Source organism: Providencia sp. LY12, from assembly GCF_057621555.1.
In genome coordinates, this window is record NZ_CM172594.1 from 1657358 (window position 1) to 1682916 (window position 25559).

Sequence of the window (25559 nt, forward strand, 5' to 3'; positions counted from 1 at the left end):
TCGCTAATGGCAGCCAATGGCCCTCAAATTATTCGTGTTAAGAAAAAAGGCGGTCATCAGCAGCATGCCCACGGTGGAGCATGGAAAATTGCTTACGCTGATTTTATGACTGCGATGATGGCGTTCTTTCTGGTTATGTGGCTGATTTCCATCTCCAGTCCTCAAGAATTAACCAAGATAGCGGAGTATTTTCGTACTCCGCTCAGTACTGCCATCAATCCAGGAACGAAAAGCGGAGATGCCACTAACCCCATTCCCGGTGGTGGAAAAGATCCGATTTTTCGTGATGGTGACGTGATGCCAGAACCAAATGACATCATTTCCGGTGATGCGAATTATCGCTTTGAAAAATTAAAAGAAAATCTTGAGCAAGCAATTTTACAAGACCCGCGTTTGAATGAATTAAAACCCCATTTATTGATTGACATGATCAACGATGGTTTACGAATTCAAATCGTAGATAGCGCCAATCGCCCTATGTTTAAAGTGGGTTCTGCCACCGTCGAGCCTTACATGCGCGATATTCTGCGTGCCATTGCGCCACTACTCAATGATGTTCCGAATCGCATTAGTATTTCAGGACATACGGATGACTTGCCATATGCCAGCGAAGCCTATTACAGCAACTGGGAACTCTCATCTGATAGAGCCAATGCCTCTCGCCGTGAGCTGATCATGGGGGGAATGGATGAGCGCAAAGTTTTACGTGTAGTAGGGATGGCCTCATCCATCCATTTAGACAAAGAAAACGGCTTAGCACCCGTCAACCGGCGGATCAGCATCATCGTATTGAATGAAGATGAAACAAATCAAATTTTACATGAATACGATGGCGCAACACCGATTAATGATGTGCTGAAAAAAAGCCCAGAAGATGTGCCAATACCGGCAAACAGTGATGTCGTGACTGTGAAGGTGACAAAGTCACCCGATAAACAGTAATGACAAAAACCATAATCACCCGAATCTCACTACTGCCGGACTTATCCGGCAGTCAGTGTTAAGTGAAACTTAAGCGAAATTGGATAAAAAGCATGGATATTACCGAGTTTTATCAAACATTTTTCGATGAAGCCGATGAGTTGCTTAGGGATATGGAACAGCATTTGCTTGAGCTTGATCCTATTGACCCAGATAGCGAGCAGCTCAATGCCATATTCCGCAGTGCCCACTCAATTAAAGGTGGGGCGGCAACCTTTGGTTTCACTCATCTACAAAACACCACGCATACCTTAGAAAACTTGCTCGATAAGGCACGTCATGATGAGCTGACATTAACGCCAGATATTATTGACGTTTTCTTAGATGCAAAAGACGTGATGGTGTCCCAACTGGATGCCTATAAAAATGACTCATTACCGGATGATGAGACTTTCAAACGCATTTGTGATGTGCTCAAAAGCATTGAACATGATGTCAGCGAAGTCGGCTCGGAAGAGGTTGTCACTCTTGCTAACGTGAGTATCGAAGAGACTGACTGTGTTGTGGCTGACGATGTTGCGGCGGATGAGTCCTCGTCGGGAACTACGATGCAAACCCATGCATCATTGACAAATAACGAATTTTCTCACTATTTCATCATTACGTTGAACGGTCTGAAATCAACGGAAGTGGATGTATTAGCGGATGAATTAGGTTTATTCGGTAGCTTATTTGGCTCAGAAAAAAGTGATTCCAGCTTAAAAGCGTGGCTAGGAACCAATACGGATATCGAAGATATCTGTGGGGTACTGTGTTTCGTCGTGGATGAGTCTCAAATCCAGCATAGCGAAATCAGTTTTGAAGAGTGCCAGCGTGCAACACAAGGTAGTAACCAAAAAAGTAAAGTGGCTGCAACTCTCGAAGAATTGGAAGCAACGGTGGAAGAGTTGGCGGCAATGGTTGAAACACCTACCGAGCCAGTTGAATCGCCTAAAACGGCGGTTGCGGCACCGGCACCTGTTACGGCGCCAACATCTGCATCATCACCTTCAGCATCGTCATCCGCAACCACTAAAAAAGCTGCCGCAGCGAAGCCCAAAGGGGATTCAAGCAGCATCCGTGTTGCAGTTGAAAAAGTTGACCAACTGATCAACTTAGTGGGCGAGCTGGTGATCATCCAGTCAATGCTGACTCAGCATAGCCAACAAGTTGACCAAAACGAATATGCGGATTTGCTCAGTTCTATCGTTCAATTAGAGCGTAACTCACGGGCTCTGCAAGAGTCAGTCATGTCCATTCGTATGATGCCAATGGATTATGTTTTCAGCCGTTTCCCACGTATGGTGCGCGATATTGCCTCTAAGCTGGGTAAGAAAATCGAACTGAAAGTGGAAGGTAGCTCAACCGAATTAGACAAGAGTCTTATCGAACGCATCGTCGATCCACTGAATCACCTTGTCCGAAACAGTCTTGACCATGGTATTGAAAAACCAGAAGTTCGCTTGGCAAATGGTAAACCTGAAGCGGGAACATTAACGCTCTCTGCGGCACATCAAAGCGGCAATATCTGTATCGAAGTGCGTGATGATGGGGCAGGGCTAAACCGCGAACGAATTTTAGCAAAAGCTCGCTCTCAAGGTATGAATGTTCACGATGGCATGACCAACGATGAAGTCGCGATGTTGATCATGGCGCCGGGCTTCTCTACTGCCGAAGTGGTGACGGATGTTTCAGGGCGTGGTGTCGGAATGGACGTGGTTAAACGAAACATTCAAGACATGGGCGGACGTATTCAAATCGGTTTCACAGAAGGTAAAGGCACCATCATTCGGATTTTACTGCCATTAACCTTAGCCATTCTTGATGGTATGTCAGTCAAAGTCTCTGACGATGTGTTTATCGTGCCACTTAGTGCAATTATTAGCACATTACAGCCACGTCCAGAGGATATCTATCGCCTTGCCGGTGAAGAAAAAATGCTGCTCGTTCGCGGTGAATATTTACCACTGGTCGAATTGCATCATGTCTTTTCTATCAAAAATGCCGAACCAAATCTTGCCAATAGTATCGCGCTGATCATCCAAAATGCGGGGCATCGTTTCGCTTTATTGGTTGACAAGCTGGTAGGGCAGCAGCAGGTCGTGGTGAAAAATATCGAAAGTAATTATCGCAAAATTCCAGGAATTTCCGCTGCAACCATCATGGGCGACGGTTCTGTTTCGCTGATTTTAGACGTCGCAGAATTGCAGAGAATGAACAACAACATTTTGATTAATAAGAAACAGCCTGTTTCTCAACCAGTAATGCACTAAATAGAGGTTATATACCATGTCTATGTTAGATGACGATTTAAACAAGCTTGAAGAAGAAAAGAATGGCGAAGGCTACCTCATTTTTACGCTTGGTGAAGAAGAGTACGGAATCGAGATTTTAAAAGTGCAGGAAATTCGTGGTTATGAGCAAGTGACTCGTATTGCGAATACTCCTGACTTTATTAAAGGTGTCACCAACCTGCGTGGCGTCATTATTCCGATCATCGATCTGCGCATTAAGTTTTCCCATGAAAACGTAGTTTACAACGACAACACCGTCGTCATCGTTGTGAACTTAAAAGACCGAGTTGTGGGAATTGTGGTTGATGGTGTTTCCGATGTACTGGTGTTGCATGAAGAGCAAATTGCACCACCGCCAGATTTCGCGGTGACATTATCCACTCAGTATCTGACCGGTCTAGGAACAGTAGGCGAACGTATGTTGATTTTGGTTGATATCGAAAAATTATTGACCAGTGAAGAGATGGCGTTAATCGACAATATCGCGGAATAACGAGTCATTAGATGCGTTAAATACGCTGATAATTTGCTCAAAAATGGTAAGTGAATGACTAAAGTTTTTGAGCAACTGTCCGATATCCAAACTACAACAACACTATGTTAGTAAAACACCATGTACAGTCGAATTAAAATCGTATCAGGACTTTTGTCCGTTATTTTTGTATTTATTTTATTGCAGCTGGTATCAAGTGGTTTGATGTTTACCAAACTCGGCGATAACAGCGACAGTATTAATTATTTGAATTCTCTCCAACGCCAAAGACTCGTTCTGACTCAAAGCTGGGTCAATCTATTGCAAGCTCGTTCTGACTTAAACCGCGCCATTAACGCGTATTTATTAGAAGAGTTAAGCATTAAAGATGATGCCTCTGCTGCGGATCTTATTGCTTCAGCAAAAGGTAAATTTAAAGCTGCCGATGAAGCGTATGACAGCTACAGAAAGTTGATGGCAAACGCAGAGGTGGATAAGGGGTTATTTGATAACTTACTAAAATCCTATGAGGATTATCGTGTTGCATTAACCAAACTGTCGGAATATGCAGAGAAGGGGGATTTAAACGGCTTCTATGCGCATAGAACGTCAGGGTTACAAGCCAAATTTGAAGAGCAATTTGGCCTCTATTTTGCTGAAATTTCTTCAGATTTTGAAAATGAAGTGGTGAATGCAGAATCCAATTACCGCCAATCACTGTATTTGCTGGTTATCTTATCCGTACTGTTAGCAGTGATCAGCGTGATTAGCTATCGCTATGTGCGTAAAGGGATCACAGAGCCATTAAATACGCTGATCGAGCGCATTAAAGTGTTCGCTTCAGGGGATTTAACGCCAAAAATTGATACCTCAGCGAACAATGAAATTGGTGAGTTAGCGCGTGGTGCTCAGCACATGCAACAAGAGCTAATCAATACGGTTCGTGGTGTACTGGATGGTAGTGAAACTATCTATCAGGGTACCACTGAAATCGCAGCGGGTAACAATGACTTATCTTCACGTACCGAGCAGCAAGTGGCTTGCTTAGAAGAAACGTCTGCTAGCATGAGTGAGCTGACAGCAACCGTTAAGCAAAACACTGAATATGCTCATCAAGCTAGCGAGTTTGCAAGCCAAGCTTCTGTTATTGCAAAAGAAGGCGGCAAAGTGGTGTCTAACGTGGTTCATACCATGCGCAACATTGCTGATAGCTCGCAAAAAATCTCTGACATTACCGCTGTTATCGACAGTATTGCTTTCCAAACCAATATCCTCGCATTGAATGCTGCGGTTGAAGCGGCGCGTGCTGGTGAGCATGGTCGTGGATTTGCTGTGGTTGCCGATGAAGTTCGTAGCCTTGCTCAACGCAGCGCAGATGCAGCAAAAGAGATCAAAGGCTTGATTGAAGACTCTGTTTCTAGAACAGACGTCGGGGCTCGCCAAGCAGAAGATGCTGGTGAAACAATGACAAAAATTGTCGACTCAGTCACACGTGTTACTGACATTATGACGCACATCGCAACCGCGTCTGATGAGCAGAGCAAAGGTATTGCTCAAGTGAGTATTGCCGTGGAAGAGATGGACAAAGTGACTCAGCAAAACGCCTCACTCGTTGAGCAATCCGCTGTTGCTGCAAATGTACTGGAAGAGCAAGTCGCTAAGCTTTCCCAGTTGATCTCCATTTTCCGTTTACCTGCAATGGATCAAGCAAAAGTACGCAACGCACAACCTGCACCAAGAACAGTATCTAATATTGTTAAAACACCAGATTTATCCAAAATCGCATCGAAAAATCATAAAGATGACGATAACTGGGAAACCTTTTAAGGGTAAATCTGTTCGAGCGCTGTGAGAGTTTCTCTCGCAGCGCTTTTATATGTTTAAGCTCGATAATTAAAAAAGGGCCAAATTTTTGGCTGGCATAAGTAGGGGATTAAATATGTTAGGAAAGAATATCCGAATTTCAGTGAGCTTATACTTACTCCTGATTTTATTTTGTGGCATGCAGTTAACCTCAAGCGGCGTTTCTGTTGGCATCGTTAACAGCGAATTAAACGCGCTAGAAAGAATCGATATGGGTTCTAAAAAACGCGCATTACTGGAAGAGACCAGCAAAAACTTAATGCAGGCACGTAATAGCCTGACTCAAATTGCCTTACTGATGAAAGTAGGCGACCACGTTCCATTAATCGAAGAAACCCGCGTTGTTTTCGATAACTACTTAATTTCAGCTAACAAATCGTATAACGAATTCAAAACTCAGCCAGTGCTAAGCGAAAAAGAAAACTTAGCGGCATTGGAAGAGAAATTTAATGCCTTTGTCGTCACGTTAAACGCATTGAAAGGCAATCTTGATAACAACGATGTTGCGGCTTATATCAATCTGCCTGCACAACAAAACCAAGATGAATTAATCAGTGTTATTAATAATTATCTCTCTGTTTTAAATGATGAAAGTAATGATTCTATTGCGGATGCAAGATTTTATAACCAATTTGCATGGGTTTCATTCTTTACCGTCATTGTCATTATTTTCGGTGTGATTGCCGTTGTGCATCTGTGGTTAAAACGTAAAGTCATTTCACCATTAAACAGCATGAGTGAACACTTTATGCACGTTGCGGAAGGAAAACTAAATCAGAATATTGAAATTAATTTCCGTGATGAAATCGGTGATGTATTCGAAAAATTAAAAGTCATGCAGCAATCATTGGCAAAAACTGTCACCTCTATTCGCTCTAATACAGACCAAATGTATACGGGTATTCGTGAGATTGCTTTAGGGAATAATAATTTATCATCAAGAACAGAACAGCAGGCCGCCTCGTTAGAAGAGACGGCAGCGAGTATGGAAGAGTTAACTGCGACAGTGAAACAAAACGCCGATAATGCGCGTCAAGCTAGCGAACTTGCAGTGAGTGCATCGCGCACAGCGACAAAAGGCGGTGAAATCACGGAAGGTGTGATTGACACGATGACTGCCATTTCTAATAGCTCTCAGAAAATTAGCGCCATCATCAGTGTCATTGATGGCATCGCTTTCCAGACCAACATCCTTGCATTAAATGCTGCAGTAGAAGCGGCGCGTGCGGGTGAACAAGGTCGTGGGTTCTCGGTAGTTGCAGGTGAAGTTCGCGCATTAGCGCAACGAAGCGCTGAAGCGGCGAAAGAAATTAAAGGCTTGATTGACGAGTCAGTTGGACGCGTGAACCAGGGCTCTCAGTTGGTGAATGAAGCAGGTCAAACCATGAATGAACTGGTTGCCGCTGTTAACCAAGTGACTGAATTAATGGGCAATATTGCGTCTGCATCGAATGAACAGAGCCGAGGTATTGAGCAAGTTGCGATTGCAGTAAGCCAAATGGATTCTGTTACACAACAAAACGCCGCATTAGTAGAGCAATCAACCAGTGCGACAGCAGCACTTGAAGACCAAGCCAATAATTTGGTCGAGACTGTGGAATTTTTCGAATTACCAGAACAGTCGACCCGAGTTAGACGGTAATGGGTATTCATGCGATAGCGTCAATAATGAACTCTCAATCTAGATAACTTGAGCTAGGGAGAGGCGGTTAGTTAGACAACGCATAAGTTAGACGATGATAGTTAGGCAGCCACTTTCGGCTGCCTCGCCGGTTTTTATTGAATAGGACGACAAGTACGATGCTATTAGTACCACAGATAGAACCTTTGACTGATGACGAGTTTGGTCGGGTTTGTCGATTTATTCATAAAAAGTCTGGAATAGTCCTTACGATGAATAAGAAAAATATGGTCTATAACCGCTTATTAAAGCGCTTACGTGACTGTAATATCGACAATTTTTCTGATTACTTACGGATGTTAGAGCGTGAACCGTTGAATACGGAATGGCAAGCATTTATCAACGCACTGACCACAAACTTAACGGCATTCTTTCGAGAGCCTCACCACTTTGCGACATTGACAGATTTTTTAAAAAGCCGTCGAAATAGCAATATCAATATTTGGTGTTCGGCTTCTTCGACAGGGGAAGAACCTTATTCTATCGCCATGACAGTGAGCGATGTTCTGGGAGCCAACGCTGTCAATGCCAAGGTCGTTGCCAGTGATATTGACACGGAAGTATTAGAGAAAGCGAAACAAGGGATCTATCGAATCGAAGAACTCAAAACCCTGACAGCACTGCAACGGCAGCGCTACTTCATGAAAGGGGTGGGTGAGTACGAAGGGTTTGCTCGCGTAAAGCCCGCACTTAGCAACATGATTGAGTTTCGTTACTTAAACCTGACGGAAGGCGATTGGCAATTACAACATCGCTTCGATGCGATTTTTTGCCGTAACGTCATGATTTATTTTGACAAGGAAATGCAGATAAAACTGCTAGAGCGCTTTGCGCCACTGCTCAAGCCGGATGGCTTATTGTTTATTGGTCACTCTGAAAATATTTCGCAACTGACAAAACAGTTTGTGATCAATGGGCAGACCGTCTACAGCTTAGCGTCGGCGAGGAGAGGACAATGAAAAAAATAAAAGTATTGTGCGTCGATGACTCTGCACTAATGCGCCAATTAATGCGTGAAATTATCAACAGTCACTCTGATATGGAAGTGGTCGACACAGCGCCAGATCCGTATGTTGCTCGGGATTTAATTAAGCAACTGGAGCCAGATGTTATCACCCTTGATGTTGAAATGCCGAGAATGGATGGCATTGATTTTTTAGAGAAATTGATGCGGCTGCATCCAATTCCGGTAGTCATGGTTTCCACATTAACCTCTAAAGGTTCTGAAGTGACATTAAAGGCTTTAGAGCTGGGAGCGGTGGATTTTGTGACAAAACCACAGATTGGTATTCGCGAAACCATGATGAGTTATCGCGATATGATCGGTGAAAAAATTCGCGCAGCGGCGATGTCTAAAATGTCGCAGCGTAACCGTTTTGCTCGCACCGAGAAAAAAATCGCGGAACCAACAACTCTTGCTAAACCGCTGACGCCATACGTGTGCAATAACCGTGTGATAGCTGTGGGTGCCTCAACCGGTGGAACAGAAGCTATCCGACAATTTCTGGAAATGCTACCAAGAGAATGCCCGCCTGTAGTGATCACTCAGCATATGCCAGCAGGCTTTACCCGCTCTTTTGCCGAGCGTTTAAATAAATTGTGTGCGCTGACAGTAAAAGAGGCAGAGCACAACGAAGTTCTACAAAAAGGCTGTGCCTATATCGCGCCGGGTGATTCACACATGCTGATTGCCGATAAAGGCAAAGGTTATCAAGTGGTGTTGGAACAGAGCGAGCCAGTTAACCGCCATCGTCCTTCCGTCGATGTGTTATTTGACTCAGTCGCTAAGCATGTCGGACGTAAATGTATTGGTATTTTGCTGACGGGGATGGGAATGGATGGAGCGAAAGGCTTACTTAACCTACGTCAACAAGGGGCTTTCACTTACGCTCAAAACGAAAGCAGCTGCGTCGTATTTGGTATGCCGCGTGCTGCAATCGAAATGAATGCCGCAGATGAAGTGCTGGATCTACTGAAAATCGCCCCAAGCGTATTAACAAAACTTTCTACTGTCACCGTTTAGTGGTGACAGTTTATTTATCATTGTATTTTTGAAGGAGTGGTTATGGCCGCTAAAGATCTGAGCTTTCTGGTTGTCGATGACTTTTCTACTATGCGTCGCATCGTCCGTAACTTATTAAAAGAACTTGGTTTTAACAAAATTGAAGAAGCGGAAGATGGTGTTGATGCCCTCGAAAAAATCCGTGCTGGGAATATTGATTTTGTTGTTGCTGACTGGAATATGCCAAACATGGATGGTTTAGAGTTACTCAAAACTATTCGTGGTGATGATGCACTTAAACATATCCCTGTCTTAATGGTGACCGCAGAAGCGAAAAAAGAAAACATCATTGCAGCAGCACAAGCGGGTGCAAGCGGCTATGTTGTGAAACCGTTTACCGCAGCTATCCTAGAAGAAAAATTAAATAAAGTGTTTGAAAAAATGGGGCTGCAATAATCGCGGGCGGTAAAGGAGACAGTGATGATTGAACAAGTAGCAATGAATGGCAGCCGTAATGGCACTGGCAACGAAGATCTAAAACACGTCATTACACGTATTGGAACTCTGATGCGAACCTTACGTGAAAGTATGCGTGAGTTGGGTTTAGAGAAAAGCGTTCAGCAGGCAGTAGCAAGTATTCCAGACGGTAAAGACCGCCTGCGTTATATTGCGCAAATGACAGCCCAAGCGGCAGAAAAAACACTCAACGGCATTGATGTTATCAAGCCGCTGCAAGTGGAAATGAACAAAAATGCGATTGCGTTGCAGCAACAGTGGGAAGAGGCGGCGTCCGGTGAAGTCTCTGAAGCGTTACGCGGCTCCACTCAAGCATTTTTGGGACAAGTTATCCAAGATAGCGAAGTGACGAAAGCTGAACTATTAGAAATCATGATGGCGCAAGACTTCCAAGACTTAACGGGTCAAGTCGTCAAAAAAATGATGGAAGTGGTTGAAGAAGCAGAGAAACAGCTATTAGCGTTGCTGATGGAAAATACACCACCAGAAATGCGAGTGAAGACTCAAAGTGAAAGCCTGCTCAATGGTCCTCAGATTAATAAAGAAGGTGTGAATGTGATGGCATCACAGTCACAGGTGGATGATCTGTTAGATGAGTTAGGTTTCTAATTCGTTCGCTCCTTCATGATAGTTTGAGCTATAGCGTTATTGGCGGCGTTTGCCTTGTTGCTATGGCTCAAATTATTTAGGGTAGTCGTGCATCATTATTTTATTAGCGATTTTTCATCAAAACCCATCGACCAGTAGATCTATCGCGCTTTTGATTTTATCTCTTTGGTGCCGAATGCAAGTGATCTCTTTTCCTAACATGGATTTAGAGATAGCTGACATCAAATGAGTCATAAGCACAAAGGGTTGTCCTTCAATATTAATAATTGGGTTAAGTCGCATCGGTAGGGCCGCTTGTAGGTGCCGTTTATCAAATAAAGGAATGATAAGGCGCGTTGTTAGGTCATCAATAATGTCACTTTGAACATCCAAAAGATAAGGATAGTTGGTTATCTCTTTTTTAGCTTGATAGACACAATATTGCATTAAAGCTCCTTATATTCCTCTGAAAAAATTCCATATTCTTCATTGATCCTATTGAGTTCCTGAAAACCGTCTTGGTTATCCGCTTTCCATTTTAATGCCTCAAGTTTTTTGAGTTCAGCTAATAAAGCATTGGATAACACAAGGGAAAAGTTCAAATTGGCTTTTCTCGCTTGTTCATAAAGTTTAGGGGAGACAGTCACACTCACCGTCTTTTTCATTTTATTGGCTAAGGTCATCGCAACTCCTTTTTGATATACATGCTACATTTACTGGCACACCGGAGTATCCAAGTGCCCGTGCTTGAACACGGGTAAATGTAGCATATATTTTGAACGAGAAACCAATTTACCTCCATTTACTGAAAAAATCAGACACTCTATTTCTCTTATGACTCTTCAAAAAGCGCTTCAATAGACTTTATTGGATAGAAAAAGCTATCCGCGTTATCTCCTGCTAATTGGATAAAACCAAGTCCGAGATAAAATTGTTTTGCTTTATCATTTAAGGCCTCGACAAATATGTACGGTTTTTTACCGTACTTGAGTGATAAATGTACACTGAAGCAAGTTCAACTAGATTTTGAACACCAAACCAAAAGAAATACGTAATGTGGTTTTATACATAGTTAGCTTTGTTCACAGGTAGTTTTATATAGGGTCACAAACAGATCGAATGTGTTTATTTAGGTTTGCGAAGCGCTTCGCTGAGGGGGTGCAAGAGGCTGCAATTGTTGACGAATGGCTGGGCAGCGTGTCGAGAAATGAAATTATAATGGTGGAATAGGGAGAGGAATGTTGAGGTGGTAAAAGAGGATATTAATAGGGCATTAACGCAGGCTTGAATAGCTTTTCAAACCTGCGCAAACAAAACAGAGATAAAGTTATTTCTTTTTATTCAACATAGCTTTTAAATCTGCAAACGGGTTATAAGTGGCTTCACCCACATCTTTTTGTGCATCTTCACCCGCAACCACATTCGTTCCGTACTGGTCGGCTTCTGTATACTTAGAGTGTTCATGGTCATGGCAGAAGAGACACAATAATTCCCAGTTACTGCCATCTTCAGGATTATTGGTATGATCATGATCGATATGATGAACGGTTAATTCTCTTAGATTCGAATAAACGAATTCCCGTGTGCAGCGCCCACATATCCACGGGTAAATTTTAAGTGCTTTTTCGCGGTAGCCACTTTCTAAGCGAGCATAGTTTTTGGGGATCAAAGCCATAACGAATATCACCTGCTATAAATAGAGTGTTTTATATTGATACTGTCAATATACCCCATTTTACAGCACGGGTATTATAGGAAGTGATTTTTTAGGTCATCCTTTTTGACTTTTTCTCTTGTTACCTTTCATTTGCCTCTTTGCGAAGCGCTTCGCAAAGTTGTTGCCATATTGCTCAATAGCCAAAAAACCCCTGCGAACTACGTCTATTTTCCACCATTGATTTTTTTACACTCTGTCATGCTATAGCGACTATGCGTATAGGCTAATTTTTTGGAAGTCACGTGTCCGACGAAAGTGATGTAGAAAAAACAGAAGAACCCACGCCCCATAAAAAGCAGAAAGCGAAAGATGATGGGCAAATTGTTCGCTCCAAAGAATTAAGCTCCCTCATGATGATGTTGGCTGGAGTCAGTTTGCTGTGGTTAAGTGGCGGGCATTTGGCAAACCAGCTACGACAAATCATGCGCCAAGGATTTATCTTTGACGGGCATTACCTGCAAAACACAGGGTTAATGCTCAGTTATTTGGGGAGGGTGGTTAGTGAGGCGTTATTTGCTCTACTCCCAATTATCGGGGGGTTAGCGCTGGTGGGGATCTCTGCTTCGTCACTGGTGGGTGGGCTGTTATTTAATAGCAAATTGATTAAGTTTGATTTGAAAAAATTAAATCCAATCAAAGGATTAAAACGAATTTTCTCTATGAATGCCTTATCTGAATTGTTTAAGGCGATATTAAAATCACTGTTTGTGGGGTTAGGAGCATCCATTTTCCTCTGGCAAAGTTGGCCTTCACTACTCCATTTGGTGATGGAACCACCGACAACGGCATTAGCGAATGCACTAGAGAAGGTAATTTTTGCAGGTTATTTAATTGTCTTTCTCTTAATCCCGATGGTGGCATTTGATGTGTTTTATCAATTTCGTTCCCACTTGAAAAAGTTACGGATGAGCCGCCAAGAAATTAAAGACGAATTTAAGCAGCAAGAGGGTGATCCGCACATTAAAGCCAAAATTCGTCAGCAACAACGAGCGATTGCGCGTAACCGAATGATGGCAGATGTCCCCAGTGCGGATGTGATTGTTACTAACCCGACTCACTACGCTGTCGCCCTAAAATATGACGATAAAAAAATGGGGGCGCCGAAAGTTTTGGCAAAAGGCGCAGGAGTTATTGCTCAACGTATTAAAGAAATTGGTGCAGAGCACCGCATTTTACAACTTGAAGCTCCACCGCTCGCGCGTGCGTTATACCGTCATGCGGAGATTGGACAAAGTATCCCTGTTGCGCTGTATGCAGCGGTAGCAGAAGTTTTAGCATGGGTTTACCAATTACGCCGTTGGCGTCGTGAAGGTGGCCTGAAACCAAAGAAACCGAAGAATTTACCAGTGCCACCGACGCTGGATTTTGCTGGAGATAACAATCGCGATGGCTAATTTGGCTGCACTTTTAAAATTGCCGAAAAACTTACAAGGAACTCAGTGGCAAATCCTCGCTGGACCCGTGCTGATATTACTGATTCTGTCGATGATGGTTTTACCATTACCGGCATTTTTGCTTGATTTGTTGTTCACCTTTAACATTGCTCTGTCCATTATGGTTCTGCTTGTGGCGATGTTCACCAAACGGACATTGGATTTTGCCGCATTTCCCACCATTTTGCTGTTCGCAACCTTATTGCGCCTATCTTTGAATATCGCTTCAACGCGTATTATTTTGCTGGATGGTCATACTGGGCCTGATGCCGCTGGGCGTGTTGTCGAAGCTTTTGGTCACTTCCTGGTTGGCGGTAACTTTGCCATTGGTATCGTTGTTTTCATTATCTTGGTTCTGATTAACTTTATGGTTATCACCAAGGGTGCGGGGCGTATCGCCGAAGTGGGTGCTCGCTTTGTGCTTGATGGTATGCCTGGTAAGCAAATGGCTATCGATGCCGACTTAAACGCCGGTATCATTAATGATGATGAAGCGAAAAAACGCCGAGCAGAAGTCACTCAAGAAGCCGATTTTTACGGTTCAATGGACGGTGCGAGTAAATTCGTCCGTGGTGATGCCGTCGCCGGAATTATGATCATGGTGATAAACGTCATCGGTGGTCTGATTATCGGTGTGGGCCAGCACCATATGACCCTCGGTGATGCAACCAGTGCTTATACCTTATTAACCATTGGTGATGGTCTAGTTGCCCAAATTCCAGCATTGATCATTTCAACGGCAGCGGGGGTTATCGTCACTCGCGTTGCAACCGATGAAGATGTCGGTGAGCAGATGGTCACTCAACTATTTAATAATCCGCGCGTGATGTGGCTCAGTGCTGGGGTGTTAGGGTTGATTGGTCTTATTCCAGGGATGCCTAACTTTGTTTTCCTACTGTTTACTGCGGCATTGGCTGCATTAGGCTGGTATCTGGTAAAACGCTCACGTAACCCAGAAAAAGTGATGGATGATAGCCAAGCGCAACATTTCCAAGAAGCCAATAAAGTGGTCGAAGCAACATGGGATGATGTGCAGTTAGAAGATTTACTGGCAATGGAAGTCGGTTATCGCTTAATTCCGTTGGTTGATAACGATCAACAAGGGGAGCTATTGGGTCGACTTCGTGGGTTACGTAAGAAATTTGCTCAGGAAGTTGGATACTTACCTCCGGTGGTACATATTTGCGACAACTTAGAGTTATCCCCATGTGAATATCGCATTCTTATCAAAGGGGCTGAGGTGGGGCGCGGAGAAGCTCAACCTGGACGTAACTTAGCGATTGATCCGGGTAATGCGGCGGGAACTTTACAAGGAGATATGACTAAAGAACCTGCGTTTGGTCTGCCTGCAATATGGATCGATGACGATTTACGTGAACAAGCGCAAATCCAAGGTTATACCGTCGTTTCTGCAAGTACCGCGGTAGCAACGCACTTTAACCAAATTTTACTGCAATACTCGAGTACTCTGTTCGGTCGCCAAGAAGCCCAAATGTTGTATGACCGAGTGAAAAAAGAGATGCCAAAACTGGCGGATGATTTGATCCCTGACACCATTTCACTGACCATCTTACACCGCGTTTTACAAAACCTACTCATGGAAGATGTGGTGATCCGCGACATGCGCACCATTATTGAAACGCTGGCTGAAATGGCAGGTGAAAATGGTGAACAAAAAGACACTGATTACCTTACCTCTCAGGTACGTATTGCTTTAGGACGAGCCATTACCCAGCAATGGTTTGGTAGCGCTGAAGAGATCCAAGTGATTGGGTTGGATGCGAAGTTAGAGCAAATCCTGCTACAAGCCGCAAAGAATGGCGGTGGCTTAGAGCCAAACTTAGCCCAGTTTATTCAAACTCAAGCTGAAGAAGCAGTGGGGCATCAAGAAGCGATGGGGGCGCCAACCGTATTGTTAGTGAATCATGCCCTGAGGCTGATTTTATCCCGCTTCCTGCGTCGTAGTTTGCCGCAATTAGTGGTGATGTCCAATTTAGAAATGACAGATCACCGTAAGATTAGAATGACATCGATGATCAGTGGGTCATAAACAGCCGATTGATTTCAAGTTAACGAAACGCAAATAAGCATCACAATAGGCAGTGTAGTGAGATGAGTGTCATAACTCCTCACCCACTGCCTATTTTTTCGTGCGTTAGTTTTATACAAAAGTACAGTTAAGGTCTTTGCAGACTTTAAACCGAACGCTGCGAACGGGATCAAATCTCACTAACATGAGCCCAAAAATGCTAGATATTAATCATTAATGTGCATCGATACCTTATACATAATCATGGTGTAAAGAACATGGCAGACACATTGAAGGAATTATTGGAATTTGCTAGAGGGCTAGAAAAAATCGGGGTTACAGATGGAGAGGTTGTGAAACGTATTGAGGCAAGAATAAAAGCAAAAAAGGTGAAATCTAATCGACCAAAAGGCTAAATTTAATAAACCAAAAGGCTAAATTTAATAAATCAAAAGGCTCTGATCATTTAACCAGATAAAAATAGGGGTGAGGAAAATAGGTTTAGTCAGAAATCTAAATTGAAATTTTCTTTCCTAACGCAGGGCGTTTAGATTCTAAGCCATCGGCACCGTAAGTTGACTGATTATTATGCTTTTTCACAAAATTTAGACGTTGTGCATTCAGCTCAATATGCAGTTGAAGCATTTGGTGATTACGATAATTTAAATCTTTTAGTTGGGTCGTTAGGTCTTTAATCGTATTCCAAGTATGGTTGAGCACTGGGTTACCTTCATAAGGTGCAACGATTTTTGCTTGCACTTCCAGTTGTAAACGGTGATTCTCACCATGACTGATAGCGGCAACTAAAAAACGTTTTTGCTCCGTCGTTTCCTGAAATGGAGAAGGTGGCACACGATGGTAACCCAGTAATAACTCTTCATTCTTCATCACAATTTCCAGTGATTGCAAATGACCAAGCTGCTGTTCTAATAGTAGTAATAATTCGTCGTTCATAGTCGTTCAGTTTATTTCATAGAAAGCATGCATTCATGGGCATCACGTAAAATGCCATCAGCGATTTTACCTGCATCCATGGTTAACGTACCGTCTTTGATGGCTTGTTTGATTTTTTCAACTTTAGCGACATCAATATCAGAAGCTTGAGGTTGAAGTAATTTCTTTTGTAACTCACTCGGTGCAAAAGAGCTTTCTTTAACGGCTTCATTTGCGGAGACTTTTTTCTCACGAACCAGCGCTGCGGTTTCTTGTGGATCGCGAGTGGTTACCTGAGTCAAGGCAGAGATTGCAGATGTTTGCTCAATAGCCATAGTATTTTTCCTGTTCCCGATATTTTTGATATAGAAGGTTATCGGCAGATATTAATGAACCTTTAATATTCGGTTAGCTTTCAAATTACCAATGAGATAGGTAATTTCACTTAAGTCGCGATATAAATCCTGATAATTAACTGCATGTTTAACTACTTCAGACGAATTGCAAAAATTATACCTGTAATTCACTTCAAAAACAGAAAATTATCACGCTATAACTTGATGATTTAATTTTAAATTAAGTTAGTTAAGCGCTACTTGAACACTGCCATTTTCTTGAGCTTCACCATTAACCACTTGCCCATTGATAAGTCGAACTCGAATATTTTCACCCATGGCGGCATTATTAATGGCTCGACCTTCATATTTAATGGAAAAGTTATTGCCAGTAGCAAATACATACACGGTTTGACCCGCCTTAATAGCCCAAGGGCGCCTAACCATTGAGCTAGTAAACGTCTGCCCTGCGGTAATATTGCGAAGGGCTAACGTGCCACGCAGCGCCATCTTGTCGGTAGATGCCCCAGATGGCAATTGGTGAATAAGCCCTCTTTTGGTGCCAATATCCACAAATTCAATGGTTTCTCCCCGTTGAATATTACGGGTGGCAACATAATATTGCCCAGTGACATTCACCGTCAGCTGTAAATACTGTTTTTTCTTATCGCATTGCACAGGAAGTGAGATATTTCCCATATTACGACCCCCACTTGGTAAGCCAATTTGCGGCTTATCACAATTTGGCCATTTATCAATTGGGGTTTTTATTTCAATTGAAACGCTATTTTGCTTTCCATGAATTTTACGGAAATACTCGTCAATATCTTGTGGGAGAGATGCTTGCACAGAAAAAGAAAATAGATTTAATATACTGATAATTAAAATATATTTAATTGAAAAAACAGTTTTCATCATCCCATTTCCTTTTTCATCCCATACCTTTTCACCCTTGAAGTTTACCTACATCGTCAATAATGAATGAGGCAAATAGGTCAATTATTTTGCCTTTATCTCGCCATTAGATTTTTTATCTGCCAGCTAATATGAGCATCGAATTTCTATATTCAAACTTTGCGTTTATAAAAACTGCAATTAAAAAATTCTTAATTTTCGTCTAAATCGATTAGGAATTAACTTAAATCCATTGAGGAAATCATGATTGATAAATTAGATGCCACCTTTGCTTTTCAGCAACGGGCTTTGTCCATAAGAGAAGCAAGACAGACTGTTTTGGCTTCTAACATCGCGAATGCGGATACCCCTGGTTATCAAGCACGTGATATTGATTTTAATCGTCAATTACAACAAGCGATGGATAAAGGCGTGGTGAAAGGAAAGGGTATTTCACTAGCAGTGACAGCCAAAGGGCATATTGAAGGACATGATATGAAGCCTGCTGCATTGGATCTGAAATATCGTGTGCCTTATCAAACTTCAATGGATGGAAATACGGTTGATATGGATGTTGAACGCAGCCAATTTGCTGATAACACATTGAAATATCAAGCCGATCTTACATTCATCAATAGCCAAGTCAAAAGTATGTTGGCCGTTCTACAACAAGGGTAAGGGTTATGGGTCTACTCAGTATTTTTGATATCTCCTCTTCTGCATTAACCGCGCAATCTCAGCGTTTAAACGTTAGCGCGAGTAACATGGCGAACGCAGAAAGTGTGGTGGGTCCTGATGGTGAACCGTACCGCGCGAAGCAAGTGGTTTTTCAAATGGCGCCACAAGGTCGCAATCAAGTCGGTGGCGTTCGTGTGAGTGAATTAATCGAAGATCCTGCTCCTCCGCGTATGGAATACAAGCCCGGTCATCCTCTTGCAGATGATAAAGGCTATGTGAAGATGCCTAACGTCGATACCGTAGGTGAAATGATCAACACCATCTCCGCATCGCGTAGCTATCAAGCCAACTTAGAAGTCATGAATACCGCAAAAACATTGCTACAGAAAACCTTAACGCTAGGTCAGTAAGGGAGGCGCGTAATGGGAATTTCTGCATCAATGAATGATTCTTTGGATAACACAGTTGCTGGGCCTGCAGCTGCAACCAGTAACATTCCAAAGAAAAGTCAAAGTGATGATATGCGTGACACATTTTTAACCATGATTGTCACGCAGATGAAAAACCAAGATCCGACCAAACCAATGGATAACGCGGATTTAACGGGGCAACTGGCACAGATAGCCACGCTTGAGAGTATGAATAAACTCAGCGATAGCGTCACCGGAATTTCGCAGCAAATTGGGTCTGGACAGTCATTACAGGCGACACAATTAGTGGGCAAAGGGGTACTTATCCCGCGCAATGAAATTGTGCTTGCGCCACTGAAAAAAGAGAGTAATGGCGAAAATAGCAATGTGGCTAAGCCAGCTAACCCGTTACCTGATGATGTGATTAGCGCCAACAGCCCATCTAATTTTGGGCTCAGTAATTTTGGCGCAACAGAAGGTAATGAAGGCGGAGAAGGTACTGAAGAGCCGCAAACTGATTACATTTCATCGCCATTTGGTTTCTTCCTACCGAAGATGGCCGATAGCGTTGAAATTACCATTCGAGACAAAAACCGCACCGTAATCCGCACTATCACCTATGACTCAGAAGTGAAACCCGATATTTACGATATGGCATGGGATGGTCGCGATAACAACGGCAATGTGGTTGCCGATCCGAAAGGGAAATATTTCTTTGATGTGAAAGCCGTCAGGATGGGGTCTGAAATTGAGGTCACCAAACTCGGTTATACCCGTGTCAATGGTGTCACACCTGGCTCAGATGCACCATTACTGGATGTTGGAATAGGGCAAAGTGTGCCACTAAGCAGCATCTTTAAAGTGTATCCCGCATCTTAATTTTATTCCCCAAACTTTTATTCCCCAAATATTCATGGAGAAAATATGTCTTTTTCACAAGCAGTCAGTGGCTTAAATGCAGCATCAGCGGGGCTAGACTCGATTGGTAACAATATTGCCAACTCCGCAACTAACGGTTTTAAAGGGGCAACAACCTCGTTTGCTGATATGTTTGCCGGCTCCGGTGTTGGGCTAGGTGTGAACGTCGCAGCGGTCACTCAAAACTTCAAAGATGGTCCAATTACCCGTACTGATAGAGCAACCGACGTTGCGATTTCCGGTAACGGGTTTTTCCGCGTTCAAGACCAAAACGGTGATGTTTATTACAGCCGTGACGGTCAATTCTTGCGTGATAAAAGCGGTAACTTAGTCAACAACCAAGGCATGGTAGTGACTGGGTATCCGGCAAGCGTGGATGAGAAAGGTAACATCACTGTGCAAAGCGGCGGTGTTCCGGCTGGGATGAATATCCCAACGGATATGATGGATGCGAAGCAATCTGATTTAGCTAAGTTAACCATCAACCTGAACTCAGAAGATAAAGTTAAAGATAAGCCTTTTGATCCAAACAAGCCTGATGATATCGCGACATATAACTTCAGCACGACCATGACAGCTTATGACAGCCAAGGTAACACCCATGAAATTTCTGTTTATTTTGTGAAGGATGCAGATAACAAATGGAGTGCATACGCTAAAGATTCTAGTGAAACCAAAGCTGAAAAGCTGGGGGAGCTAGAATTTGACGGTAACGGTAAGCTAATGACTGAAAAAGTAGTCAAAGGTCCAAACCCTGGTGACCCAGATACTACGGTTCAATTACCAACAACGTTTGCTTTCCCATTCAAAGGCTTAAATGGTGCGAATGATGGTACTCTACAAGTCGATTTGGGCAAAACTCGTCAACAAAAAGTGAGCGAATCTTCAGTCAGTGCTATCGATGTGAACGGCTACCCAGCCGGTGAATACACCACCTTCAAAATCGAAGATAACGGTCTGATTGTTGCTAACTACTCCAACCAACAAAAACGCGTCGTGGGTCAAATTGCGTTATCTGCATTTGCTAACCCGAACGGTTTAGTTTCCCAAGGTGGTAACGTTTGGGCGGCATCAAATGCTTCTGGTAACCCAATGGATGGCGTTCCGGGTGTAGGTCAATTCGGTAAGTTGACCAGTGGTGCACTGGAATCGTCCAACGTAGATATGAGCCAAGAACTGATCAGCATGATCGTTATGCAGCGTAACTATCAGTCCAATGCCCAAACCATTAAGACCCAAGACCAGATGTTACAAACACTGGTTAACTTACGTTAATCCTAGAGGCTGGCGATGGATCATGTCATTTATACCGCAATGGGCGGGGCGCGTCATGCGCTTGAAAATCAAAGTATTGTTTCGAATAACATTGCGAACGTTTCAACAGCAGGCTTTAAAGCCCAGCTGTCAGCGATGCGCGCGGTGCCTATTCACGGTGATACCGAGCAGACGCGTACGCTAGTTGTCGCATCAACACCCGGTGCGGATATGAGCCAAGGTCAACTGAACTATACCGGTAGACCAATGGATGTTGCGTTGAATGATAAACACTTTTTGGCAGTCGCTTTAGGCGATGGCACGGAAGCGTATACCCGCAACGGTAACATTCAAATTTCGCCAGACGGTGAATTAATGATTGGTGAGCGCGTGTTGCAAGGGGATGGTGGGGCTATCAATGTGCCACCTAACGCGGAATTAACCATTGGTAATGATGGCACCATTACGGCTTTGCTAGCAACCGATCCGCCAACCATGTTGGGACAGATTGGTCGTCTCAAGGTGGTTGAAGCGCAGCCGCAAGACTTAGTTCGTGGCGAAGATGGGTTATTCCATTTGTCTCCTCAGGCGCAAGCGGCGAATGGTAACGGATTACCGATGAGTGAACGTGCTGTTGTGACTTCCGGGGCAATTGAGGGCAGTAACGTCAATGCCGCTGAAGCCATGGTCTCCATGATTGCTAATGCTCGCCATTTTGAAATGCAAATGAAAGTGATCCACAGCGCAGACGAAAATGCGCAGCGTGCCAATCAACTACTTACTATCAGTTAATCACTAACAGCTAGCCGCTAGTCGGCAAATGTTAGTAAGGAATGACTATGATCCGCTCTTTATGGATTGCAAAAACAGGGCTTGATGCTCAACAAACTAACCTAGACGTAATTTCCAACAACTTGGCAAACGTCAGCACCAATGGTTTTAAACGCCAACGTGCGGTATTTGAAGACTTAATGTACCAAAATATCCGTCAACCAGGTGCGATGAGTTCAGAACAAACCTCATTACCATCAGGTTTACAAATGGGTACCGGTGCGCGCCCAGTGGCGACAGTGCGTATTCATAGCCAAGGTAACTTGAACAAAACCGGTACAACGACAGATATCGCCATTAAAGGCCAAGGCTTTTTACACGTTCAGATGCCAGATGGTACCGATGCTTACACCCGTGATGGTGCTTTGCAGCGTAACCAAGATGGCCAGTTAGTGACATCAAGCGGTTACCAAGTTGTTCCGGCGATTATGATCCCAGAAAACGCCAACAGCTTGAGTATTGCCCGTGATGGTACGGTTTCTGTCACTGTATATGGGGATAACCAACCACAGCAAATCGGTCAAATTACGTTAACCACCTTTATTAACGATGCTGGCTTAGAAAGCATGGGTGAAAACCTGTACATGGAAACCGCAAGTTCAGGTGCACCGAATGAGAGTGCTCCGGGCACCAACGGTGCAGGGTTGCTGTATCAAGGCATGTTAGAAACTTCAAACGTTAACGTTGCCGAAGAGTTGGTGAACATGATCCAAACTCAACGTGCATACGAAATTAACAGCAAGGCAGTTTCTGCATCAGACCAAATGCTGCAACGTCTGACACAGCTGTAAGTAAGGATGGCAGTTCATGAATAACATCGTGAACTGCCTTTCGTGATGACAAAGGTATCCAGTAGCAAAAGAGTCGCATGATGATTGAAAACGGTATTGTTCCTAAGCGGAAAAAAACAGTGTTACAGACCACAAAATCCGTCTGTTTGGTTGCGGCAGTGGCGGTCACATTAAATGGCTGTGCACATATTAAGCCACGCCCGCTGGTGGACACACAAACCAGTGCAGTACCGACTGCACCCACAGCACCTGCTCCTAACGGTGCTATTTTTCAAAGTGCTCAACCTGCTTACTACGGTTACCAGCCGCTATTTGAAGACAGAAGACCTCGTAACGTTGGCGACATCTTAACGATCAACCTACAAGAGAACGTGAGTGCGAGTAAAAACTCGTCGGCAAATGCAAACCGTAGCGGAAAAACCGGATTTTTGGCAGCGATTCTGCCTGGATTTATGCAAGGTTGGTTAGGCGGTAGCAACACAGAAATTGATGTGAAGGGAAACAGCGATTTTAACGGTAAAGGTGGCGCAAATGCCAACAATACCTTTAAAGGCACAATTACAGTGACCGTTGACCAGTTATTAGCAAATGGCAATTTGCATGTCGTGGGTGAAAAACGCATTGCGATTAATCAGGGAACGGAATCTATTCGTTTCTCCGGCGTGGTGAACCCGCGCACGATTGGCGCAGATAACAATGTAAGTTCCACGCAAGTGGCTGATGCTCGGATTGAATACGTTGGTGATGGCTATATTAACGAATCCCAAACAATGGGGTGGTTACAGCGTTTCTTCTTAAATGTATCCCCTTACTAAGTGAATATCCGTCAGCTAATAGCCGAGAAAAATCAATGAAAAACAAATTATTCGTTCTCATTTCATTTGTTTGCCTTTTCGGGAGCCTATTTGTTGCTCCTGCCTACAGCGAACGAATTAAAGATCTCACCACGGTACAAGGGGTGAGAGATAACCCATTAATTGGTTATGGTTTAGTGGTCGGATTGGATGGAACGGGTGACCAAACCATGCAAACGCCATTTACCACTCAAAGCTTAAATAACATGTTGTCCCAAATGGGGATTACCGTTCCTCCAGGCACCAACATGCAGCTGAAAAACGTTGCTGCAGTTATGGTCACGGCGAAGATGCCGCCATTTGGTCGCTCTGGTCAATCGGTGGATGTTGTTGTTTCCTCGATGGGTAACGCAAAAAGCTTACGTGGTGGTACCTTGTTGATGACCCCATTAAAAGGGGTTGATGGGCAAATTTACGCGATGGCGCAAGGTAACGTTTTAGTGGGCGGCGCAGGGGCTAGCGCGGGTGGAAGCAGTGTAAAAGTCAATCAGCTTAATGGTGGGCGTATTACGGATGGTGCAACGATTGAGCGTGAACTGGCCAGTAGCTTTGGGCAAAGTGGTGCTATCAACCTGCAACTTAACGAAGACAGTTTCGCATTAGCGCAAGACATTTCAGATGCGATTAACCGTCTGGGTGGAATGGGTTCAGCACGCGCATTAGATTCACGAACTGTTCAATTACTCGTTCCTGCAAATAACACGGACCAAGTCCGCTTTTTATCACGAGTTCAAGAGCTGAACGTACGTACACCGATGGCAGAAGCCAAAGTTATCTTGAATTCACGCACCGGCTCAGTAGTGATCAACCGCAGTGTCACCTTAGACAGTTGCGCGGTCGCGCATGGTAGCTTAGCCGTGACGGTTGACCGTCAAACCCAAGTTAACCAACCGAATACGCCATTTGCTGGTGGACAAACGGTGGTTACTCGTAACACCAATATTGGCGTGAAAGAGCAAGGTGGGGCGCTACAAAAAGTGAATGCAAGCGTTCAACTTAACCAAGTTATCCAAGCGCTCAATACGTTAGGAGCAACGCCAACAGACTTGATGTCTATTCTGCAAGCGATGGAAAGTGCTGGCTGCTTACGTGCGAAATTGGAGATTATCTAATGAGCGATATGCAGTTATTACAAGGGGCTGCGTATGATGTCCAGTCGCTGACCAGTTTAAAAGGCGAATTAAACAAATCGCCAGAACAAGGGCTGCGTCAAGTGACGCAGCAACTGGAAGCGACATTTGTGGAAATGATGCTCAAAAGTATGCGTTCAGCATTACCGCAGGATGGCATGTTTTCCAGCGACCAAACGCGCATGATGACCAGCATGTATGACCAACAAATTGCCCAAGACCTTGCCCAAAAAGGGCTTGGTTTCGGGGAAATGATGTATCAGCAACTGACCCGAGATCAATCGCCAAGCTCACCTGCACAAGGCGCTTTTATGCCACTCAATGAGCAGGATCTACAATCGTTACCGCCGTTTGCTTTAGAGCAAATGGTACGACGATTCGCTCCTGCCATGGGGGATGCACTGGCATCGCCATTTAAGCAAATCAAATCCTTGTCACTCAATAGCAGCAATTTCATCAATCAATTGATTGAGCCTGCTAAAAATGCCAGTGAAAAAAGCGGTATTTCTCATTTCTTAATTCTGGCGCAAGCGGCATTAGAAAGCGGTTGGGGAAAACGCGAAATTTTGACGGCGGAAGGCAAAACCAGCCATAACTTATTCGGTATTAAAGCGGGTAAAAATTGGCAAGGACCGGTCACGAATATTATGACCACGGAAGTGATCAACGGCAAAACTATCAAAATGCGCGATGATTTTCGTGTTTATGGTTCCTATGAAGAGGCGATTTCCGACTACATCAGCCTGTTAACGGAGAATCCTCGCTATAAAGACGTTAAACACGCCGCAACCCCTGAAATTGCCGCACGTCGACTTCATAAAGCGGGGTATGCGACCGACCCTGGATATTCAGACAAACTGATCACGTTAATTAACCAGATTCGTGGTTCAGGCAGTGTGGTGAATACCTCGGCGTCACGGGCGATTCAAGCTTATAACATCGACTTAAACGATATCTTTTAAAGCATCGCAATAAA

27 protein-coding genes are annotated in these 25559 nt (G+C 43.8%); 21 read left to right on the forward strand and 6 right to left on the reverse strand.

All coding sequences use genetic code 11. The features are described 5' to 3' along the window. Positions 1-6 precede the first annotated feature (6 nt). The 9 genes from motB to ACY3ZI_RS07620 all read left to right on the forward strand — a co-directional run bounded on the left by motB (position 7) and on the right by ACY3ZI_RS07620 (position 10397). Positions 7-942, forward strand: a complete 936-nt coding sequence (gene motB / locus ACY3ZI_RS07580) for a flagellar motor protein MotB (protein WP_211885194.1) — start codon at positions 7-9, stop codon at positions 940-942. A gap of 92 nt (positions 943-1034) precedes the next feature. Next, positions 1035-3233 (forward strand): chemotaxis protein CheA, encoded by a 2199-nt coding sequence (gene cheA, locus ACY3ZI_RS07585; protein ID WP_487376844.1) that lies wholly within the window; start codon positions 1035-1037, stop codon positions 3231-3233. Between the two features lie 16 nt (positions 3234-3249). Continuing rightward, on the forward strand, positions 3250-3747 hold the full coding sequence (gene cheW / locus ACY3ZI_RS07590) for a chemotaxis protein CheW (RefSeq protein ID WP_006662059.1): 498 nt from the start codon (positions 3250-3252) through the stop codon (positions 3745-3747). Between the two features lie 120 nt (positions 3748-3867). Next, positions 3868-5553, forward strand: a complete 1686-nt coding sequence (locus ACY3ZI_RS07595; RefSeq protein WP_211885199.1) for a methyl-accepting chemotaxis protein — start codon at positions 3868-3870, stop codon at positions 5551-5553. 112 nt (positions 5554-5665) lie between these two features. Continuing rightward, positions 5666-7231, forward strand: a complete 1566-nt coding sequence (locus ACY3ZI_RS07600; RefSeq protein ID WP_036951488.1) for a methyl-accepting chemotaxis protein — start codon at positions 5666-5668, stop codon at positions 7229-7231. 158 nt (positions 7232-7389) lie between these two features. Beyond that, a complete protein-coding gene (locus tag ACY3ZI_RS07605; protein WP_036951486.1) occupies positions 7390-8229 on the forward strand; it encodes a CheR family methyltransferase in 840 nt (279 codons plus the stop codon). Continuing rightward, entirely contained in the window at positions 8226-9293 is a 1068-nt protein-coding gene (locus ACY3ZI_RS07610) for a protein-glutamate methylesterase/protein-glutamine glutaminase (RefSeq protein ID WP_211885201.1), read from the forward strand. Before ACY3ZI_RS07605 ends, ACY3ZI_RS07610 begins: the two co-directional genes overlap by 4 nt. Positions 9294-9335: 42 nt before the next feature. Continuing rightward, positions 9336-9728 carry a chemotaxis response regulator CheY gene (gene cheY, locus ACY3ZI_RS07615; RefSeq protein WP_036951481.1) on the forward strand — a complete coding sequence of 131 codons (393 nt, stop codon included), beginning with the start codon at positions 9336-9338 and terminating at the stop codon, positions 9726-9728. A 24-nt stretch (positions 9729-9752) separates the two neighbouring features. Continuing rightward, positions 9753-10397 carry a protein phosphatase CheZ gene (locus tag ACY3ZI_RS07620; RefSeq protein WP_132494647.1) on the forward strand — a complete coding sequence of 215 codons (645 nt, stop codon included), beginning with the start codon at positions 9753-9755 and terminating at the stop codon, positions 10395-10397. 117 nt (positions 10398-10514) lie between these two features. On the opposite strand, the gene ACY3ZI_RS07625 is transcribed toward ACY3ZI_RS07620, so the two are convergent. The 3 genes from ACY3ZI_RS07625 to yajD form a co-directional block, all read right to left on the reverse strand. Then, positions 10515-10823: a CcdB family protein gene (locus ACY3ZI_RS07625; protein WP_211885202.1), complete on the reverse strand. Its 309-nt coding sequence runs from the start codon at positions 10821-10823 to the stop codon at positions 10515-10517. After that, positions 10823-11059 carry a type II toxin-antitoxin system CcdA family antitoxin gene (locus ACY3ZI_RS07630; RefSeq protein ID WP_211885204.1) on the reverse strand — a complete coding sequence of 79 codons (237 nt, stop codon included), beginning with the start codon at positions 11057-11059 and terminating at the stop codon, positions 10823-10825. Before ACY3ZI_RS07630 ends, ACY3ZI_RS07625 begins: the two co-directional genes overlap by 1 nt. Positions 11060-11703: 644 nt before the next feature. Then, positions 11704-12051 (reverse strand): HNH nuclease YajD, encoded by a 348-nt coding sequence (yajD, locus tag ACY3ZI_RS07635; protein ID WP_006657500.1) that lies wholly within the window; start codon positions 12049-12051, stop codon positions 11704-11706. Between the two features lie 284 nt (positions 12052-12335). On the opposite strand from yajD, the gene flhB reads away from it, so the two are divergent. The 3 genes from flhB to ACY3ZI_RS07650 all read left to right on the forward strand — a co-directional run bounded on the left by flhB (position 12336) and on the right by ACY3ZI_RS07650 (position 15971). Beyond that, a complete protein-coding gene (gene flhB, locus ACY3ZI_RS07640; RefSeq protein WP_036951475.1) occupies positions 12336-13487 on the forward strand; it encodes a flagellar biosynthesis protein FlhB in 1152 nt (383 codons plus the stop codon). Further along, a complete protein-coding gene (flhA, locus tag ACY3ZI_RS07645; RefSeq protein WP_211885206.1) occupies positions 13480-15576 on the forward strand; it encodes a flagellar biosynthesis protein FlhA in 2097 nt (698 codons plus the stop codon). Before flhB ends, flhA begins: the two co-directional genes overlap by 8 nt. Before the next feature lie 257 nt (positions 15577-15833). After that, entirely contained in the window at positions 15834-15971 is a 138-nt protein-coding gene (locus ACY3ZI_RS07650; RefSeq protein WP_211885208.1) for a hypothetical protein, read from the forward strand. 97 nt (positions 15972-16068) lie between these two features. Here the strand turns inward: ACY3ZI_RS07650 and ACY3ZI_RS07655 are convergent, their stop codons facing one another. The 3 genes from ACY3ZI_RS07655 to flgA form a co-directional block, all read right to left on the reverse strand. Next, entirely contained in the window at positions 16069-16509 is a 441-nt protein-coding gene (locus ACY3ZI_RS07655; RefSeq protein ID WP_211885210.1) for a flagella synthesis protein FlgN, read from the reverse strand. An 11-nt stretch (positions 16510-16520) separates the two neighbouring features. Further along, positions 16521-16823 carry a flagellar biosynthesis anti-sigma factor FlgM gene (gene flgM, locus ACY3ZI_RS07660; RefSeq protein WP_036951464.1) on the reverse strand — a complete coding sequence of 101 codons (303 nt, stop codon included), beginning with the start codon at positions 16821-16823 and terminating at the stop codon, positions 16521-16523. A gap of 246 nt (positions 16824-17069) precedes the next feature. After that, positions 17070-17741, reverse strand: a complete 672-nt coding sequence (flgA, locus tag ACY3ZI_RS07665; RefSeq protein WP_487376849.1) for a flagellar basal body P-ring formation chaperone FlgA — start codon at positions 17739-17741, stop codon at positions 17070-17072. Between the two features lie 240 nt (positions 17742-17981). Here flgA and flgB point away from each other — a divergent pair, with 240 nt between their 5' ends. The 9 genes from flgB (at position 17982) to flgJ (ending at position 25545) form a co-directional block, all read left to right on the forward strand. After that, on the forward strand, positions 17982-18395 hold the full coding sequence (gene flgB, locus ACY3ZI_RS07670; protein ID WP_006657508.1) for a flagellar basal body rod protein FlgB: 414 nt from the start codon (positions 17982-17984) through the stop codon (positions 18393-18395). A gap of 5 nt (positions 18396-18400) precedes the next feature. Further along, complete coding sequence (flgC, locus tag ACY3ZI_RS07675) at positions 18401-18805, forward strand: flagellar basal body rod protein FlgC (RefSeq protein WP_487376852.1); 405 nt, start codon at positions 18401-18403, stop codon at positions 18803-18805. A 12-nt stretch (positions 18806-18817) separates the two neighbouring features. Beyond that, positions 18818-19684: a flagellar hook assembly protein FlgD gene (locus ACY3ZI_RS07680; protein ID WP_211885214.1), complete on the forward strand. Its 867-nt coding sequence runs from the start codon at positions 18818-18820 to the stop codon at positions 19682-19684. 45 nt (positions 19685-19729) lie between these two features. Beyond that, positions 19730-20998, forward strand: coding sequence for a flagellar hook protein FlgE (gene flgE, locus ACY3ZI_RS07685; protein ID WP_036951452.1), 1269 nt, complete (start codon positions 19730-19732; stop codon positions 20996-20998). A gap of 15 nt (positions 20999-21013) precedes the next feature. Further along, the gene (locus ACY3ZI_RS07690) at positions 21014-21769 is read left to right on the forward strand and encodes a flagellar basal body rod protein FlgF (RefSeq protein ID WP_211885216.1); all 756 of its coding nucleotides are present in this window, start codon (positions 21014-21016) and stop codon (positions 21767-21769) included. A gap of 47 nt (positions 21770-21816) precedes the next feature. Further along, entirely contained in the window at positions 21817-22599 is a 783-nt protein-coding gene (gene flgG, locus ACY3ZI_RS07695; protein ID WP_211885218.1) for a flagellar basal-body rod protein FlgG, read from the forward strand. 80 nt (positions 22600-22679) lie between these two features. After that, positions 22680-23414: a flagellar basal body L-ring protein FlgH gene (locus ACY3ZI_RS07700; RefSeq protein ID WP_154604439.1), complete on the forward strand. Its 735-nt coding sequence runs from the start codon at positions 22680-22682 to the stop codon at positions 23412-23414. 35 nt (positions 23415-23449) lie between these two features. Then, entirely contained in the window at positions 23450-24565 is a 1116-nt protein-coding gene (locus tag ACY3ZI_RS07705; protein ID WP_036951445.1) for a flagellar basal body P-ring protein FlgI, read from the forward strand. Further along, positions 24565-25545 (forward strand): flagellar assembly peptidoglycan hydrolase FlgJ, encoded by a 981-nt coding sequence (flgJ, locus tag ACY3ZI_RS07710; protein ID WP_211885222.1) that lies wholly within the window; start codon positions 24565-24567, stop codon positions 25543-25545. The genes ACY3ZI_RS07705 and flgJ overlap by 1 nt, the downstream gene beginning before the upstream one ends. The last annotated feature ends 14 nt before the right edge of the window (positions 25546-25559 follow it).